The organism is Apibacter sp. B3546 (assembly GCF_009827885.1).
In the GTDB taxonomy this organism is placed as follows: Bacteria; Bacteroidota; Bacteroidia; order Flavobacteriales; family Weeksellaceae; genus Apibacter.
Map to the genome: position 1 here is coordinate 189,739 of NZ_WINW01000037.1, position 18,174 is coordinate 207,912.

Sequence of the window (18,174 nt, forward strand, 5' to 3'; positions counted from 1 at the left end):
AACAGATAAATTTTATTTTTTTAATATTAATATTAAGTACTATACTATTCAGATCGATTTGTACGATTTTAATTATTGCCTATATCGTTTTCCAATTTTTTATTTTTATTAAATTTAAAGTCAAAATAAAATTTAACGGGTTGATAATTTTATTATCGATGCCTTTTCTAATTGAAGTTTTAATGTTTTGGAATAATGATTATGCTTATTATGGTTTTAAATCTTTAGAAAAAAAAATTATCTATTTATTTTTTCCTTTTTTTATTCTTTTATCACCTTTTAAAATTGATGTATTTAAAATAATTAATTATTGGGCGAAAATTTTGTGCTTAATATTAATCTGTTTTTTAATTAGGTATGTGGTTTTATATCAAGATAATATAATTAATTATTTTAATGGAATTGATGTATGGGATATGGGATATAGTTTTTCTAGAAGTATAGACAATAATCATGCACCGGCACTTAATTTAATTGTATCGTTTTGTTGTATTTGTTCCTTATATAATTTTTATAAAATCACCTCAAAAAGGCGTTTCGAAAAAATTATTAATTTTATAACCTACATAATGTTGTTGGTTTTTGTTTTCTTAATCAATACGCGGATAGCTGTTTGTAGTTCAATACTGGGTTCAATATTTATAACCTTATATAAATTTAAATCTTCATTTACTATTAAACAAAGCGTTTTAATTACAGCCATAGTTTTTATCTTTATAGTCATTTTTATAACACTTTTCCCATATACAATAAAGAAATATACAACGGTTTCATTTGGAAACATGGATAAAATTGGAAAACTTGATGAGGTTGAAAATCCTGAAGGTGAAATTTACAATTCGTTAGTAACAAGAATAAGTATTTGGAAATCAGCTTTAGACTTGTCTAAAAGGAATATTTGGTTTGGAGTAGGAGCCTCAGACGGGAAAAGAAAATTATTTGATTACTACTATGAAACAGACCAGATGTTTTTATTTAAATATAAATTTCCGGTTCACAATCAATACTTAGATTATTTAATAAGGTTTGGAATTGTAGGCCTGGTGTTGTTAATTATTTTTATGGCATTACCACTTTATATTGGGTTTAAATTACATAACTCTTTAATAATTTATTATTCTCTATCATTTATAGTAGCCAATATAACAGATGATTTTTTAATTCGTTTTGATGGAATCGTATTTAGCTGTATTTTAGTTAGTTTTTTTGGGTATTTATATGTACGGAATCAAGATAAATATTTTTTAAAAGAGTAAAATTTTTATTAAGATCAAAATATTCCATACATCTTTCTAATCCTAATTTGCCCATTTTTTCACGGGTTAAATGATCTTTTAAGATATTAATAAATTCTTGAATATCATTTTCATTCGTAAATAAAAATCCGGTTTCTCCGTGTTTTACGATATCTTTATTTCCAATTATATTTGTTGCTAGAATCGGCTTTTGAAATGCCATAGCTTCTAAAGGGGCAATAGGTAGTCCCTCCCATAAGGATGTTTGAATATATATATCTAATTGGTTTAAATAATCAAAAATATTTTCACGATTTAACCAACCCGTTATAGTTATATTTTGGGAAGTAATAGCATTTCGTAATTCTCCGTCTCCAATCCATAAAAAATCTATATCAGGGTTATTTTTGGCAATATTATTAAATAACCAAGGATTTTTAATATGTGATATTCTTCCAATGATACCTATAACTAACCGATTATTTTTAATTATTTTACGTTTAAATTTATCTGATATAGCTTCAATATTAATCCCATTTCTTACCAATAATGTTTTGCCGAATTTTTTTCCATATTCAAATTCACTATCTCCACATGAAATTGTCGTTCCCCCAAAAAATTTGGAAGTATATTTTTCTATATAATAAAAAAATTCTTTTTTTAAATAAGAAATATCTTTACGTAAAAAAGAATAAGCATGAGGAGTATAAAATACAACTGCTTTTTTGTAAAATAAGGATACAAATCTTCCAATTACTCCCGCTTTAGATGAATGAAGGTGTATAATGTCAGGTTTTAATGATTTACATATATTTAATAATTCATATATGCTTTTAAAATCTTTTAAAGAAATTTCTTTATTAATATCTAATTCAATTAATGAAACCCCGTTAGATAATTCCTTTTTAATATCTATATTAGCAACTTCACGACGTTTTCCACAATATGCAATAGTAGTATCAAATAAATTAGATTGTTTTCCAAAAAAAATCGTTAAGTCTTTGATATACGTATAAATACCCCCACCAAGGGCCTCAACAACATGTAAAACTTTTATTTTATCCATAATTTTGTGAAATTAATAATTTTTATGTAAATATTATGTTCATATTAAAACAAACTAAAATACTAAAATAAAAAATATTGGTTTAAGAAAAAATAACTATTTTTATCGATTAATAAATTTATTTTTTTTTTATAAATTATAGGATGTATGAGGTATACTCGATATTTAAAAAATAGTTATTTTTTACAACTATTGTTCGATATAGTTTTCATAATTATTTTATTCTTTCATTTTTTAAAAATTCAATATTATCATTTAGGTATATATGTTGTTTCATTAAGAGAATTATTAGATGCACATTATAAGGCGTTAATATTACTTTTGATGAGCTGGTATTTTATTTCACTGAAAACCCATTTATATGAGATTAAAAGGAATACCGGTATTGGAATAATTTTAAAAAACAACATTTTTCAGATTATTTTATTTGGTGTCATAACCTTTTTTGTGTCAGGATTAAAAAAGGATGATCTATTTTCAAATAAAGTGACTATATATTTTTTAATATCTCTATTTCTGATTACTTTTTTTATTAGAGCTGTTCTTTTTCTATTTTTAAAAATTTATAGAACTTTAGGAGGAAATTATATAAGAGTTATTTTTATTGATGAGAATAATAATACCCCATCATTTATAAAATTTTTGTCTAAAAGAAAAGATTATGGATATGTAAATTGTGGAAGTTTTTTAGCAAACATTGAAGATGATATAGAAAAAAATAAATACAAATTTGATTTAGAAAAGTTAAAAAGTTTTATACTTGAAGAAGAAATATTAATAATATTTTTTTCATTAAACGGTAAACTTTCGCATTCTGTTCATGATCAATTAGTCGTATTAGCACAAAAACTTCATATAGAAATTAGATTTATTCCAAGCACTTTATACAATTCATTTTATAGTCTGGATTTAGAATATTATGATACGTATCCAATATTGTTATTTAAAAAATTTCCTTTAGATGATTTTTGGAATCAATTTATCAAAAGGCTATTTGATATTCTATTTTCATTGTTTGTAATAATTTTTATTTTAAGTTGGCTATACCCTCTTATTGCAATAGCAATTTTGCTAGAATCGGGCAAACCTGTAATCTATGCTCAAAAAAGAGTGGGATTAGGAGGGAATATATTTTATTGCTATAAATTCCGAACGATGAAAAACAGTAAAGATAATGACATTAAAGCTACTGTGAAAGATGATTCCAGAGTTACTCAATTAGGTAGAATATTACGAAAATCAAGTTTAGATGAAATGCCTCAGTTTTTTAATGTATTGAAAGGAAATATGTCTGTTGTTGGACCTAGACCTCATATGGTTGTTCAAGATATTTATTATAATGATCTTTTATTAAGATATAGTCGTAGACACCATGTTAAACCTGGAATTACCGGATTAGCTCAAGTAAAAGGTTTTAGAGGGGAAATAAATTCCAGAGAAGATATGCAAAAAAGAATAATTGCAGACATTTATTATGTTAGAAAATGGACTTTTTATTTAGATATGATTATAATCTTGAGAACCGTATTTAAGACTATTGGAGGAGATAAGAAAGCAATTTAATTTTTTATAGTAAAATAATACATAAAACATATAATTTATTTTAATAAAATATATATTTTTGTAATGTTTGAAAATAATAAGTAAAATATTCATATTTTTTGCTACGTTACTAATTGTAGCACATTCCTTTGTTCCTCATCAGCACAAGGTTAAATTTGAAATTGTTTTTCACGAATGTTTTTTATCTGAGGCTAAAAATACTCATTCTATAAACTTATTCGAGAAACTCGAAGATATAATCAAACATATAAATTTAGGAGAAAAAAATTTAGACGATTTTAAATTATCTATCTCTAATTATGAATTTTCTCAACAACTCATTTATATTATACCGGAATCTTTTTTGGGGCATAATTTTCTATTATTAAATTCTTCGAATAAAGATTCAAATTTCTACTATGCATATACAAAAACCACTTCTGATAAATTTTTAGGAAGAGGTTTGAGAGCTCCCCCATTAATAAATCCCTAAAATTCCAACTGATTTAAGTATTCGGAGATAATAAATATATTATTAATTCTTATTCTCCGTAACTAAAGTTTCTATTCAAAAAATTAAGTAACAGTTAATTTTAACATAAAAAATAGTATAGATGAATTACAACTCATTATTTAAACTTTTGTTTAAATAATGAGAATAATGATCCATTTCAATTCATAATTCAAACAATTTAATCATGTTTCAAACCATAATTGATTTATCAATAAAATATAAATTATTGGTTGCATTGGGAGTAGTAGTATTAATGGTTTGGGGTCTATATTCTCTTAAACATATACCCATAGATGCTACCCCTGACATAACCAATAATCAAGTGCAGGTAGTAACTACCTCACCTACCTTAGCTCCACAAGAAGTGGAACAATTATTAACCATACCTCTTGAATCAGAATTAAGAAATATTCCCGGAGCTATAGAAGTACGATCTATTTCAAGATTTGGTTTATCCATAATTACCGTTGTATTTAAAGAAAACATTCCCATAATACAAGCCAGACAGCTAGTTAAAGAACAAATAGATATCGCTAAAAGCGAAATTCCCGATGGAATAGGAGAACCGCAATTAATGCCTATTACTACAGGATTAGGAGAAATTTGTCAATATATAATTAAAGTTAATCCCGGATATGAATCTACTTATAATCTTGAGGAATTAAGGACAATTCAAGAGTGGATAATTAAAAAGCAACTCAACGGAATCGAAGGAATAATAGAAATTTCAAGTTTTGGAGGAAAAGTTAAAGAATATGAAGTAGCTATAGATCCCATCTTATTACAAAGTTACAATATCACTTTAGAAGAAGTTAATAATGCACTAGAGAAAAATAATCAAAATTCCGGATCCGGTTACATTCAACAAAAGCATAATTTGTTCTACATACGAACAGAAGGGAGACTAAAAAATTTTCAAGATATTGAAAATACGGTTATAACAGTAAAAGATCAAGTACCCATTAAAATTTCAGATATAGCGATTGTAAAATATGCTTCAGCCCAAAGATTTGGAGCTATGACAATGGATGGAAAGGGAGAAGTGGTTGGAGGAATCACGTTGATGTTAAAAGGAGAAAACTCTTATAAAACAGTTAACAAGGTAAAAGAAAGAATCAATCAAATTAAAAAAACATTACCCGAAGGTTTAGATCTTTATATTTATTTAGATAGAGCAAATCTTATAGAAAAGACTATTTCAACCGTTAAAAAAAATTTACTAGAAGGTGGAATAATAGTAATGTTAGTTGTAATTATCTTAATAGGCGATATAAGAGCTGGGCTAATAGTAGCATCCATTATTCCACTTTCATTATTATTTGCGCTGATACTGATGAATTTATTCGGAGTTTCAGCAAATTTACTTTCCTTAGGAGCTATAGATTTTGGAATAGTTGTAGACGGGGCAATTATAATTATAGAATCGGTCATTTCAGTTTTACATGCAAACTATTTAGGAAAAAAGCTTACTCAAAAAGAATTAGATAACGTAGTATCTAAAACAGCAGGAGAAATATATAAATCAGCAGCTTTCGGAATCCTTATTATTATTTTAGTGTTTATTCCCATTATGACTTTACAGGGAATAGAGGGTAAAATGTTTAGGCCCATGGCCTTCACTGTTAGTTTTGCCATAGTTGGAGCTTTTATATTATCATTAACCTATGTACCCGTATTGTCAACATTTGTCCTTAAAAAAAATATTGAAAACAAAGTAACCTTCGCAGATAAAATCATGAATAAATTAAAATCAATTTATTTGCCTGTTTTAGATAAAGTATTGCAAATACCCTATATTCTCATAGGTAGCATTTTTGTAATCTGGCTTTTTTTTCTCTTGGTTTTCGCTAATATGGGAGCCGAATTTGTTCCCACCTTACAAGAAGGAAATATAGCTATGCAAATGAGCATACAGCCCGGAAGTTCATTAGAAGAGAGTATACGCACTACTTCAAAAGTTGAAAAGATAATTAAAGACAATTTTCCGGAGGTAGTACATGTAATTTCAAAAATAGGAACGGCCGAAATACCAACGGATCCAATGGGTATAGAAGATTCAGATATCATGATTGTTTTAAAAGAAAAAAAACAATGGGTTTCAGCCAAAACACAAGATGAATTAGTGGAAAAAATAAAAGAAAAGTTGTCGACAATATTAGGGGCTTCTTTTGAATTTTCTCAACCAATACAATTAAGATTTAATGAGCTTATGACAGGAGCAAAATCAGACATAGTAATTAAAATTTATGGAGAAGATGCAAGAGAATTAAAAAAGTTGGCAGATCAAACGGCTCAGACTATAAATAAAATAGAAGGAGCAGCCGATGTAAAAGTAGAACAAACCGAAGGGCTAAAACAAATGAAAATAAGTTATGATAGAAATAAGTTAGCACAATATGGATTAGATATAACTACCTTAAATGAAGTAATCCGATCTTGGGTAGCAGGAGTAAAATCAGGGGTTATAATGGAAGGAGAACGCCGTTTTGATTTAGTAATGCGACTGGATGAAAAATATAGAAAAGATTTAAATTTAGATCAATTACCAATACGTACGGCTACCCAAAATTTAATTCCCGTTTCCGAAGTGGCAACCGTGAATTATGAATCCGGACCAATGATGATTTCAAGGGAACAAGCACAAAGAAAAATTAATATAGGAGTAAATGTGCGTAATTCCGATATAAATTCCCTGGTACAAAAAATTCAATCAAGAGTAGAAGATAACATCAAATTACCACCGGGATATTCCATTGAATATGGTGGAGCATTTAAAAATTTACAAGAAGCAACTTCGAGACTGAGCATTGCAATTCCCATTGCTTTACTAATCATACTTATATTATTGTATACAACCTTTAAAAGCTTTAAAGATGCAACATTAATTTTTACCTCCGTACCCCTGGCTTCCATAGGAGGAATTATAGCTTTATGGATACGTGAATTGCCGTTCAGCATTTCAGCAGGAATAGGTTTTATTGCCCTTTTTGGAGTAGCTGTCTTAAATGGAATCGTGTTAGTAAGTGAATTAAATAGACTGAAAAATTCGGGCAACTATACTTCACTCAAAGAAATAATTAAAAAAGGAGGACTAAATCGTCTGCGTCCGGTGGTTATAACAGCAATGGTTGCAACGTTAGGCTTTATTCCAATGGCCATGTCAACATCAAACGGAGCAGAGGTACAAAGACCCTTGGCTACTGTAGTTATCGGAGGATTAGTAACCTCAACTTTATTAACCTTACTCGTTATTCCGGCTTTATATTATGTTTTTGAAAATAAAAATTTTCAAAAGAATATAAATGTAAAAAAAATGCTAATCATACTAATTTTTTTAGGCAGTATTGGCTCAGTGAATGCTCAAAAAAAAGTTTCTCTTTCCTACCTTGTAGAAAGAGCTTATAAGGAAAATAGAGAGCTTAAATCTAGTCAATTGCAAATTCAGAAAGAAAAGATAGAAAAAAAATATGCCTATACAGTCAATTCTACTTCAATGACTATCGGTTTTGGACAATTCAACAATAAAGATGCTGATTATCAATGGGAAGTGTCACAAGATTTAGGAAATCTATTTTCACAAACTAAAAAAAAGAGCCTTATTGAAAGCCAGTTAGAATGGTTAACGGCTAAATCTAACTTACAAAAACATATAATAACCTATCAATTAGAACAATTATATAATAAATGGATTTATATCTTAGAAAAGAATAATTTATTTACCCGAATAGATTCTATATATAGAGAAGGATTAAAGAAAGCTGAATTAAAATATGTAAAAGGAGAGACGGATTATATGGAAAAACAATTTTTTAAGGTAGAATTAGAACAAGTAATTCAGCAAAAAACTATAAATGAGCAAGAAAATATGGAAGTTGAAAATAAGATATATTCATTATGTGGAATAAGTGCTGATGAAAATATAGTACCTCTTGAATCATTTAAAAAATTAGAAAATAATCCTTTGACGGATAGTTTGAATAATCTATACTTGGATGAATTAGATAAAGAGCTGCATGTTAATAACAAAATATTGATTCTGGAAAAAGCCAAAAAATTACCTGAATTTTCAATTGGCGGATTAATGCAAAGCATTGAACACAAAAACAGTTATTTTGCGGGTGTGGTTAATATAAGCATTCCCTTATTTAACAATGTTTATAAAAAAATTAAAGAACAGACTCTTCTTGAAAATAACAATGTTGAATTTAAAAAAAAGGAGATCACACGAAATTTAAATTTAAGAATCAGGCAATTAAAAAAGCAGCAAAAATATTTAGATAAGGAATTAAGCATATTTGGAACTTCACATTCAGAAGAACTACAAAAAATGATAAAAATAGCGACGATTAAATACCAATATGGTGAAATAGACTATTTGCAATATTGCAGTATATTAAAATCTTCTATAGATGCTCAAACCACCTATTTAGATTTATTGAACAACTACAATCAAACCTTAATTGAGCTAAACTATTTAACACAATCCAATTAATTTATCCATCATGAAAATAATAACTCATATAATACTATTTTTTATTTCAATATTGCTTAGTTATTCCTGTTCATCCAAAAATAAAGAAAACTCTATCGAAAATGAATCCCGTGTACATTCAGGAATTACCTTGAGCGAAGAACAGATTAAAACCAATGATATAAAATTCGGTACTGCAGAATTACGTCCCATTGAATCCAAAATTATGGTTACCGGTGTCATACATGCCTTGCCTCAAAATAAGGCATCTATACATAGTAAAGTAGATGGATTTATTGGAAAAATAAACTTCATAACCGGTGATTTCGTTCGTAAGGGGCAAGAATTGGCAACGGTAAATAACCCTTCATTTATCTCTTTACAAAAACAATTTTTAGAGAGTTATTATACAATGAACTTGGCATATAAGGATTATCAGCGAAAAAATGCCCTATTAGAAAGTGATGCAATTAGCAGAAAATCGTATGAGCAATCTTTAGCAGCATATCAAGTTTCAACTGCAGAATATGAAAGTCTGAAATCAGAATTACAATTACTGGGATTTTCTCCTGCTACTATAATTAAAACAGGAAAAATTAATCCGGAATTAAAAATTATAAGTCCTTTAAGCGGATTTATTCAAGCAAAGGAAATTTCTCCCGGTAAACAAATCACTACCACAGAAGAATTATTCTTAATAATAAATCAGGAAAAACTACATGTAGAATTAAATGTTCCCGCAAAATATGCTTCAACCCTCTTTGTAGGACAAAAAATTGCATTCACATTGCCTGAAATTTCAGATACCTTACAAGGAACAATTCATATCATAGGAAAAGTAACAAGTACCGAAAACAACACCATACAGGTTCATGCAGATATTCAAACAAAATTGCCTGATACAAATTTTTATGAAAATCGATTTGTAAATGCATATATAATTAATAAAAGTAAAGAAGTGCTAACTGTACCTAAAGAGGCAGTATATGAAGAAGAAGGTAAAAATTATGTATTTATTAGAAAAAATAATCAAATAGAACAAAAAGAAGTACTAATTGGAAATTCAAATAATAATTTTGTGGAAGTGACTAATTTAGATCCTCATCAAGAACTTGTAATTTCAGGGGTTTATTATCTACAATCAGGAGAAATGGAATCCGGACATAATCACTGATTAAAAAAATACTAAACTTATTGAATAAAAAATAAAAATCAATCATTTAATTATGGCAAGTTAATAAACACAACTTGGCATAATTAAATGATCAATAACATCCAATTATGAAAATAGTTTTTTTTAATGGCTAAATTTAAAAAAACTAAATAAAAAATTTATCTTAAGTAGTTGTTAATTAAATATTTAAGTTTCTTTTATGATTTAATATTTCCTTAAAAATAGCAGTATTTGTAATTTTGTTATATATGAATGAACAAATTATCAATAAACTCGCAACTTTAGCAGAATCAGCTAAATATGATGTTTCTTGTTCCTCAAGTGGAGTTGGAAGAAAGAGTAAAGTCGGAGGTATAGGCTCAACCTCATCTTCAGGAATTTGTCATACATTTACTGAAGATGGACGATGTGTTTCCTTATTAAAAATTATGATGACCAATTATTGCATGTACGATTGTGCCTACTGCATTAGTCGTAAAAGCAATGATATAAAAAGAGCCTCGTTTAGCGTTAAGGAATTGGTGGAATTAACCCTAGAATTTTATAAAAGGAATTACATAGAAGGCTTATTCTTAAGTTCAGGAGTGGTTAAAAGTCCGGATCATACAATGGAAAGAATGGTGCGGGTAATTAAAGAACTCCGAACGGTTCATAAATATAATGGATATATCCATATGAAAAGCATCCCTGGCGCCAGTAAAGAATTAGTTACACAAGCCGGATTATATGCAGACAGGCTCAGCGTAAATATTGAAATACCCACAGAAAAAAATCTCAAATTTTTAGCTCCCGAAAAAGACCATAAAAGTGTCTTTGCACCTATGAAGTACATTCAAAATGGGGTATTAGAATATAAAGAAGAAAAGAAAAAATATAAATCTACTCCTAAATTCACCCCTGCCGGGCAGAGTACACAAATGATTATTGGAGCAACCAATGAAACCGATCAGGATATATTGAAAGTTTCTTCACTTTTATATATGCAATCAAGTATGAGAAGAGTGTATTATTCGGGATTCATACCGGTCAATCCTCATGATAACAGACTTCCTGCTTTACAACAAGCGCCTCTAGTAAGAGAAAATCGATTATATCAGGCGGATTGGTTAATGAGATTTTATCATTTCACGGCTGATGAAATAATTGATGATACAAACCCAAACCTTGATTTGGAAGTAGATCCAAAATTATCCTGGGCTCTTCGACATCCCGAAATGTTTCCTGTTGATGTAAATACAGCAGAATACAGGCAAATAGTACGAGTGCCCGGCATCGGAATTAAATCGGCTAAATTGATTATAGCCTCCCGTAAGTTTGGTAAATTAGATAGGTATCAATTAAAAAAAATAGGTGTTATCATAAAAAGAGCCCAATATTTTATTACATGTAGAGATTCGTCAGGAACAACAATTAATGAAATAAAGCCTGAATTCGTAAAAAAAATACTTGTAAACAAAAAACATACTTCCCAAAACACCAATCAAATATCTTTGATTTTCCCTTAAAAAAGCTATTAAATTATGATTGTATTCTCTTACGATAAATCGTTGGATGGGCTTTTATGTGTAATTTATGAAGCATACGAAAGAAAACTTTTTCCTGAACTATTAATTCAATCGGGAGAAATACCCCCGTTGTTCGTTGATCAATTACTTGAAATACAAACACGAGAAGAAATTGTTAGTAAAACTTGGGCATATTTAGAGAAAAAGATGTCTAAAGAATCTCTTAATATAATGCAAGCTGTATGGTTATCAGAACAAGAAGATAGAGATTGGCTATTATATAAATTTATTAAAAAAGCCATTGATACAAAATTTACAGGACATACTGATTTTGGGGATGAAGTCATTATAAACATTCATAATTTGGCTAAAAAAGTATATAAAGAAGGTTATAATTGGAAACAATTTGTAAGATTTAAAAAGTCAAAAGACGGAATTTATTTTGCTCCCGTATATCCAATTTATAATAGTTTACCATTGGCGATTCCTCATTTTAAAGATCGATTTGCTTCACAGTGTTGGATTATTTATGATTTAAACCGCAATTATGGATTTTATTATGATGGAAAAGTAGTGATTGAAATGACTTTGGAAAGCGATAATGAATATTTTAATTCTGAACAACCCAACGAAAAATTATTAGATTCAAAAGAAATTTTATTTCAAGAATCGTGGAAAAAATACTTTCAAGCTTTATCTATAAAAGAGAGAATTAATTTGAAACTACAAAAACAACATATGCCTAAAAGGTATTGGAAATATCTCACAGAAATGCAATAAATATAAAAAGGTATTTGAACTCTAATTTCTTAGGTCGTATATGAATTGAAAAAGAGAAAGCATTCTATTTTAAGAATAACTCATATATTCAATTTTGTTTCAGAAAATGAAAACATGTTTTTAATATACAGATGAAAAAATAGGCAATACATACAGAATTTTAAACCTGGCAAAAGTTGTATAAGTCATAAGTTAATTTTCAAAAATTATCAATCCTATTTATATCATATTGAATTATCAAGAAATAAAAATTTTTTTAAACAAAAAACTACCTGTTTTACAGGTAGTTTTTATAGTGTAATTAAAAATTATTTTATGAAAAAATTAGAAATTATATGAAAGTTGAAGTTTAAAATTTCTAGGATCAATTTGATTAATATAACCTCCTCTATAATATGAAGTATAACCAATTTTGTCGAATATATTATTAAAGAAAAATTTCAAACCAACTTTTTTATACGTGTATCCCAATTGAGCATTAACAGTTGTATAATCCGGCATGTTGAAAGGTTTAATACCCGGTGTTGAACCATGTCCATCTGCTCTTAAGTTTGAACTGTAGTCATTAATAGGGCGATCTCCCACATAATAAACACCTACACCCAAAACAAGGTTTTTTAATGTTCCTCGGTTAAATAAATATTGTACCCATCCGTTAGCGGTAGAATAAGGAGCATTCATAGGTCTGGAACCATTTACATAAGCAACGCTGTTTTTATATTGGACATCCGAATAAGAATATCCTAAAATTACTTGTAAATTTTCCAAAATATGCCCGTTTGCCTCAATTTCAACACCGTTTCTTCGTAAATCACCTGCTTTAGAGTAAAAGCCTGTCCCCACTCCATTTTCGTATATCTGATATGAAATATCATTATTTTTAATAAAATAATAGGTTACATTGAAATCCAATTTTTTATTAAACCAATCAGATTTCACTCCAACTTCAAATTGGTTAGTAACTGAAGATCCAATAGTTCCTCCATCTTTAGTAGGATTACTTGCTGAACGCAAATTGGTTGTAGTAGCATAATTACCAAAAAGACTTATATTTTTTACAGGACTAACCATAATTCCTACAAAAGGATCCCATGCTTCATTAGCAGCTCCTATATTGGGTTTTTTAGCATCTTGACTATAACGCAATCCAACATTGGCTCTTATATATTCATTAATTTCAACAGCATCTTGAATCATAATACCATAAACTTCGGATTCGCTGGAGCTGGTAGAAGCTATGGCATCAAAAGATGATTTATTGATTCCCTTAGGTAATACGTTAGGTATTTTGTCAAATATATTAATAACATCTACTTCAATGGATCTGTCAATAAGAGGCAAACCGGTTTTTGGATCTAAAATAACTTTACCGTCTTTATCTTTTCTGTATTTTCCGTGAGTGGTAGAATTTGTATTATTGATCTTGTAATCAAATCCTGTTTGAAAAGTATGTTTAACTTTACCGGTATATAAATTTTTTCCAATTAAATCAATCTGAATCACTTTGTTTTTATCTTCACTTTCAGACCAAGTTAGAGTTCTTGTACGTCTTGAAAAATCCGAAACTTTTCGACCTGTAGATTTATCAGTAAAAGTATAAGGACTAGCTAAAGAACCTAATCCATAGGTTTCTTCGTTATTTATAGAGGCCGCATATAAGGCACGTAAACTTAATACTTCATTTAATTTTCGTACAATTTTGGCGCTATAGGTAGTAGTCCTAGTATTTTGATTATCCGTTGTCCAACCATAAAATTTATGGGTAGTATCTAATAAATTATTTTTATCGGCATCAGTTGAATTTACAGTACCTCTGTCTGGAGTTATATTGTTATTAATATAATCCATTTCTAAAGTAACAGTCGTTCTATCATCCGGTCTCCATTCAAAAGAAGGATTTATATAAACTCTATTATTGTAAACTCTTGGTTTATAGCTGTCCGCTCTTTGATATGCACCATTTAAACGGAATGCAGCAGTACCTTTTTTGTCCAAAATGGTTTGATAATCAAAAGTTGGTCGAAATAAACCCCAGCTACCGGTTTCAATAGCAACATTTCCACCGGTTAAAAATAATGGAGTCTTGGTAACTACATTTATTACACCTCCCGGACTTCCTAATCCGTTACCAATACCTTGAGTTATAGCAGCTGATCCACGTAAAACTTGGATGCTTGATACCCCTTGCATATCAGTCAAAAGAGAAGCAGAACGAAAATCGGAATCAACCTGAACTCCGTTTTTCAATACAGGAGTTCCACGATATCCCCTGATAGACATACTTTCCGAAGACCCCCCATAAGTACCGAATAAATTAACCCCCGGAACATTTCTAACTGCATCGGTTATAGTAAGTGCACCCTGTTCGTTAATAATTTCACTGGAAATTACGGATATATTTTGTGGTAATTCTCTCGGAGCAACCGGCAAACGAGTAATCATGTCTAAACCATGTATTTGTTTAGTTCCGTATATAGTAACATCATCAATATCTCCTTTACCGTATAATGTTATATTAATTTCTTTTACCTCATCAGGATTGAGAATAAAGGATTCGTTATAATCATTGAATTTAGGAGAAGAAATGGTCAATTTATGAAATCCATCACTTAATCCCGATATTTCAAAAAAACCGGTTTGATTGTCGATCTCAGAAATTTTTTCACCGTCAATGTAGAAAGTTGCTTTTTTTATCGGTTTGTCTTCTACATCAAATAAATATCCTTTGATCCCTGATGTATATTGCGCTATTAGAAGCTGCCCTAAACATAAAAGAACAAAAGCTATGTATGTTTTTTTCATAATAATTTTTATTTTTGGGCAAATATAATTTTAATTTAGACCAATTACAAATAAAAAAGGTGTTTTATATTATCTTTTTTTATAAACAGTTGAAATATAATAAGATATGTGTTTTTGAACGATTTTTTAATATGAATAAAATAAGGACTAATTAGGTGATGTTTACAGGTTTAAATAGAGATCAACTCTAAAAAATATATTAACTTTGCAATCTAAATTAAAAAGTATAATAAATTAGAAAGGATGAGTTTACCTATAGATTATGTTCCGGTACTTATACAGGTTGCAGTTGCTTTGGGTTTCAGTGTGATAGCACTGGTCGGTTCAGCAATGTTAGGTTCGAGAGTACACGGTAAAGTTAAGGATGATACCTTTGAATGCGGGATTGCTTATGAAGGTGATGCCCGTTCGCCTTTTTCAGTTAAATATTTTTTAACAGCAATATTATTTGTACTATTTGATATTGAGATTATTTTCTTTTATCCTTATGCGTTGAACATCAGAGATTTTGGAGTAGAAGGCTTTTTAGCAGTATTAACCTTTATCTCGGTTTTTCTTTTAGGATTCGTATATGTAGTTAAAAAAGGGGCGTTAGATTGGGAAAAATAGGAATAAAATATCTATTTTAAATATTTTTTAAAAAAGACATGGCAGAAAAAAAAGTTAAGATTGTTGATGCTCCTGAAGGAGTAAGTGGGCCCGGATATTTTGCCGGAAGTTTTGATAAAATTATAGGATTGGCAAGGTCATATTCTTTATGGCCGTTACCGTTTGCTACCTCTTGTTGTGGAATTGAGTTTATGGCTATACAAGCTGCCAATTATGATTTATCGCGTTTTGGAGCAGAAAATATGTGTTTTTCGCCAAGACAGGCAGACCTTTTAATGGTATGCGGAACGATATCCAAAAAATTAGCTCCGGTTTTAAAACGAGTATATACTCAAATGGCAGAACCTAAATGGGTAATGGCTGTTGGAGCTTGTGCTTCCAGCGGTGGAATTTTTGATACCTATTCTGTATTGCAAGGAATAGATAAAGTCATACCTGTAGATGTATACGTGCCCGGTTGTCCTCCAAGACCCGAACAAATTATAGAAGGTTTTATGCAGATACAAGAAATAGCTAGAAATGAAAGCTTACGAAGAAGAGAATCTGCTGAATATAAAGAGTTGTTAAAATCCTATGAAATATCGTAATCATGGAAGGAAAAATTATAGATAATCAATTGGTATTGCAACTCATATCAGATGAGTTTGGTGATGGTATTATAAGGGCATACGAGCCGGATGGAATTTTAACCATTGAAATAAAAAAAGATATTGTACTTTCCTTACTAACATTTATTAAAAATCATGAGATAAAAATTGATTTTTTAACTGATGTGTGCGGAATACATTATCCCAATAATAAAGGATCGGAATTAGGAGTTATTTACCATCTACATAGTTTCATAAACAACTTTAGAATACGAATTAAAGCATTCTTTTCTATTGAGAATCCTGAAATTGATTCGGTTACCTCAATTTATTCTGCAGCTAACTGGCAGGAAAGAGAAACTTTTGATTTTTACGGAATAGTATTTAAAGGACATCCTAATTTAACAAGGATTTTAAACAGGGATGATATGGACTATCATCCGCTTTTAAAACAATATACGCTGGAAGATACTACCCGTACAGATAAGAATGATGCCATGTTCGGTAGATAATTAGTAAACTAAAAAAGTTAGAAATAAAAAATGTCTAAACAAAAAAATATAAGTGATTTGGTCGATTTATCCAATTCAGTGGACAAATACATTGTGAAGGAACAAGTCGATGGAGAATTACAAAAAATAAATTTAGGACCAACACACCCATCAACTCATGGTATTTTTGAAAATAAGATATTAATGGATGGGGAAAGGATTGTTTCAGCAAAATCAACCGTTGGATATATTCACCGTGCATTTGAAAAAATCTCTGAAAGAAGAACATATTCACAAATAACCACCTTAACCGATAGACTTAATTATTGCTCTTCTCCTATAAATAATATGGGATGGCATATGACCATGGAAAAATTTTTGGGCGTGAAAGTATCCAAAAAGATTGATTATATGCGTATCATTATTATGGAGTTGGCAAGAATTGCGGACCATTTGGTTTGCGATTCAGTAATGGGAGTTGATACAGGTGCTTTAACCGGATTTACTTATGTATTTCAGGATAGAGAAAAGATATATGACCTATATGAACAGGTTTGCGGAGCTCGAATGACTACTAATATTGGAAGAATTGGAGGGTTTGAGCGTGATTTTAGTCCAAAATTCCATCAATTAATTAAAGAATTTATTGCAGAATTTCCAAAAAGATTGGAAGAATTCGCTAAATTATTGGAAAGAAACCGAATCTTTATGGATCGTACGATCGGGGTAGGAGGTATTTCAGCTGAAAGAGCTTTGAATTATGGATTTACCGGTCCAAACTTACGTGCAGCAGGGGTAGACTATGATGTGAGAGTCATGAGCCCTTATTCTTCTTATGATGACTTTGATTTTATTATTCCTATTGGGACTTCAGGAGATGCTTACGATCGTTTCATGGTTCGTTTGCAAGAAATGAGGGAAAGTTTCAAATTGGTTAAAAATGCTTATGAAAATTTACCTGAAGGAAATTATCATGTAGAGGTTCCCGAATATTATCTACCGGATAAGCCGGATGTTTATACCAGTATGGAAGCTCTTATCTATCATTTTAAAATTATCATGGGAGAAACAGATATTCCTACCGGTGAAGTTTTTCATTCAGTTGAAGGAGGAAATGGTGAATTAGGATTTTATATGGTTAGTGACGGAGGAAGAAGTCCTTATAGATTACATTTTAGAAGACCTTGCTTTATTTACTACCAAGCCTATCCGGAATTGATCAAAGACCAAATGCTGTCTGATGCTATTATTACGTTAGGAAGTTTAAACGTGATTGCGGGTGAACTTGATGCGTAAAAGTTACTCAACACAAAATTAAATTAATATAAAACTCTCATTATTGAGAGTTTTTTCATTTTGAAATAGTTGACATTATAATTTAATGTTTTATAATTATAT

Annotated in this window: 13 protein-coding genes; 11 read left to right on the plus strand and 2 right to left on the minus strand. The window is 29.6% G+C overall.

Annotated features, from left to right (window positions below; translation table 11 throughout):
• Positions 1 to 158: 158 nt before the first annotated feature.
• Positions 159 to 1,256, plus strand: coding sequence for an O-antigen ligase (locus GFU93_RS09460; protein ID WP_160568970.1), 1,098 nt, complete (start codon positions 159 to 161; stop codon positions 1,254 to 1,256).
• Here GFU93_RS09460 and GFU93_RS09465 read toward each other — a convergent pair.
• Positions 1,198 to 2,301, minus strand: coding sequence for a glycosyltransferase (locus GFU93_RS09465; RefSeq protein WP_185150477.1), 1,104 nt, complete (start codon positions 2,299 to 2,301; stop codon positions 1,198 to 1,200). The two genes, GFU93_RS09460 and GFU93_RS09465, sit on opposite strands and share 59 nt — an antisense overlap.
• A 147-nt stretch (positions 2,302 to 2,448) precedes the next feature.
• On the opposite strand from GFU93_RS09465, the gene GFU93_RS09470 reads away from it, so the two are divergent.
• From GFU93_RS09470 to GFU93_RS09495, 6 genes are all read left to right on the plus strand, one after another.
• The gene (locus GFU93_RS09470) at positions 2,449 to 3,864 is read left to right on the plus strand and encodes an exopolysaccharide biosynthesis polyprenyl glycosylphosphotransferase (RefSeq protein ID WP_160568972.1); all 1,416 of its coding nucleotides are present in this window, start codon (positions 2,449 to 2,451) and stop codon (positions 3,862 to 3,864) included.
• 67 nt (positions 3,865 to 3,931) lie between these two features.
• Positions 3,932 to 4,336 carry a hypothetical protein gene (locus tag GFU93_RS09475; protein ID WP_160568974.1) on the plus strand — a complete coding sequence of 135 codons (405 nt, stop codon included), beginning with the start codon at positions 3,932 to 3,934 and terminating at the stop codon, positions 4,334 to 4,336.
• Positions 4,337 to 4,541: 205 nt separating this feature from the next.
• On the plus strand, positions 4,542 to 8,849 hold the full coding sequence (locus tag GFU93_RS09480) for a CusA/CzcA family heavy metal efflux RND transporter (protein WP_160568976.1): 4,308 nt from the start codon (positions 4,542 to 4,544) through the stop codon (positions 8,847 to 8,849).
• Between the two features lie 10 nt (positions 8,850 to 8,859).
• Positions 8,860 to 10,002, plus strand: a complete 1,143-nt coding sequence (locus tag GFU93_RS09485; protein ID WP_160568978.1) for an efflux RND transporter periplasmic adaptor subunit — start codon at positions 8,860 to 8,862, stop codon at positions 10,000 to 10,002.
• A gap of 248 nt (positions 10,003 to 10,250) precedes the next feature.
• Positions 10,251 to 11,507 (plus strand): putative DNA modification/repair radical SAM protein, encoded by a 1,257-nt coding sequence (locus GFU93_RS09490; RefSeq protein ID WP_160541760.1) that lies wholly within the window; start codon positions 10,251 to 10,253, stop codon positions 11,505 to 11,507.
• A gap of 15 nt (positions 11,508 to 11,522) precedes the next feature.
• Complete coding sequence (locus tag GFU93_RS09495; protein ID WP_160568980.1) at positions 11,523 to 12,287, plus strand: TIGR03915 family putative DNA repair protein; 765 nt, start codon at positions 11,523 to 11,525, stop codon at positions 12,285 to 12,287.
• A 324-nt stretch (positions 12,288 to 12,611) separates the two neighbouring features.
• On the opposite strand, the gene GFU93_RS09500 is transcribed toward GFU93_RS09495, so the two are convergent.
• A complete protein-coding gene (locus GFU93_RS09500) occupies positions 12,612 to 15,089 on the minus strand; it encodes a TonB-dependent siderophore receptor (protein ID WP_160568982.1) in 2,478 nt (825 codons plus the stop codon).
• A gap of 243 nt (positions 15,090 to 15,332) precedes the next feature.
• On the opposite strand from GFU93_RS09500, the gene GFU93_RS09505 reads away from it, so the two are divergent.
• Genes GFU93_RS09505 through GFU93_RS09520 form a run of 4 tightly spaced genes read left to right on the plus strand, consistent with a single transcriptional unit; the run spans position 15,333 to position 18,072 of the window.
• Complete coding sequence (locus tag GFU93_RS09505; protein ID WP_105296712.1) at positions 15,333 to 15,698, plus strand: NADH-quinone oxidoreductase subunit A; 366 nt, start codon at positions 15,333 to 15,335, stop codon at positions 15,696 to 15,698.
• Between the two features lie 38 nt (positions 15,699 to 15,736).
• The gene (locus GFU93_RS09510; RefSeq protein ID WP_055424507.1) at positions 15,737 to 16,285 is read left to right on the plus strand and encodes an NADH-quinone oxidoreductase subunit B; all 549 of its coding nucleotides are present in this window, start codon (positions 15,737 to 15,739) and stop codon (positions 16,283 to 16,285) included.
• Between the two features lie 17 nt (positions 16,286 to 16,302).
• Positions 16,303 to 16,797, plus strand: coding sequence for an NADH-quinone oxidoreductase subunit C (locus GFU93_RS09515; protein ID WP_105296884.1), 495 nt, complete (start codon positions 16,303 to 16,305; stop codon positions 16,795 to 16,797).
• 30 nt (positions 16,798 to 16,827) lie between these two features.
• Positions 16,828 to 18,072 carry an NADH-quinone oxidoreductase subunit D gene (locus GFU93_RS09520; protein ID WP_160568984.1) on the plus strand — a complete coding sequence of 415 codons (1,245 nt, stop codon included), beginning with the start codon at positions 16,828 to 16,830 and terminating at the stop codon, positions 18,070 to 18,072.
• Positions 18,073 to 18,174 lie beyond the last annotated feature (102 nt).

Bases quoted from the DNA above. Each gene is read 5' to 3' on its own strand.
- GFU93_RS09460 (WP_160568970.1), top strand. From the start codon at position 159: ATGCCTTTTCTAATTGAAGTTTTAATGTTTTGGAATAATGATTATGCT.
- GFU93_RS09465 (WP_185150477.1), bottom strand. From the start codon at position 2,301: ATGGATAAAATAAAAGTTTTACATGTTGTTGAGGCCCTTGGTGGGGGT.
- GFU93_RS09470 (WP_160568972.1), top strand. From the start codon at position 2,449: ATGAGGTATACTCGATATTTAAAAAATAGTTATTTTTTACAACTATTG.
- GFU93_RS09480 (WP_160568976.1), top strand. From the start codon at position 4,542: ATGTTTCAAACCATAATTGATTTATCAATAAAATATAAATTATTGGTT.
- GFU93_RS09485 (WP_160568978.1), top strand. From the start codon at position 8,860: ATGAAAATAATAACTCATATAATACTATTTTTTATTTCAATATTGCTT.
- GFU93_RS09490 (WP_160541760.1), top strand. From the start codon at position 10,251: ATGAATGAACAAATTATCAATAAACTCGCAACTTTAGCAGAATCAGCT.
- GFU93_RS09495 (WP_160568980.1), top strand. From the start codon at position 11,523: ATGATTGTATTCTCTTACGATAAATCGTTGGATGGGCTTTTATGTGTA.
- GFU93_RS09500 (WP_160568982.1), bottom strand. From the start codon at position 15,089: ATGAAAAAAACATACATAGCTTTTGTTCTTTTATGTTTAGGGCAGCTT.
- GFU93_RS09505 (WP_105296712.1), top strand. From the start codon at position 15,333: ATGAGTTTACCTATAGATTATGTTCCGGTACTTATACAGGTTGCAGTT.
- GFU93_RS09510 (WP_055424507.1), top strand. From the start codon at position 15,737: ATGGCAGAAAAAAAAGTTAAGATTGTTGATGCTCCTGAAGGAGTAAGT.
- GFU93_RS09520 (WP_160568984.1), top strand. From the start codon at position 16,828: ATGTCTAAACAAAAAAATATAAGTGATTTGGTCGATTTATCCAATTCA.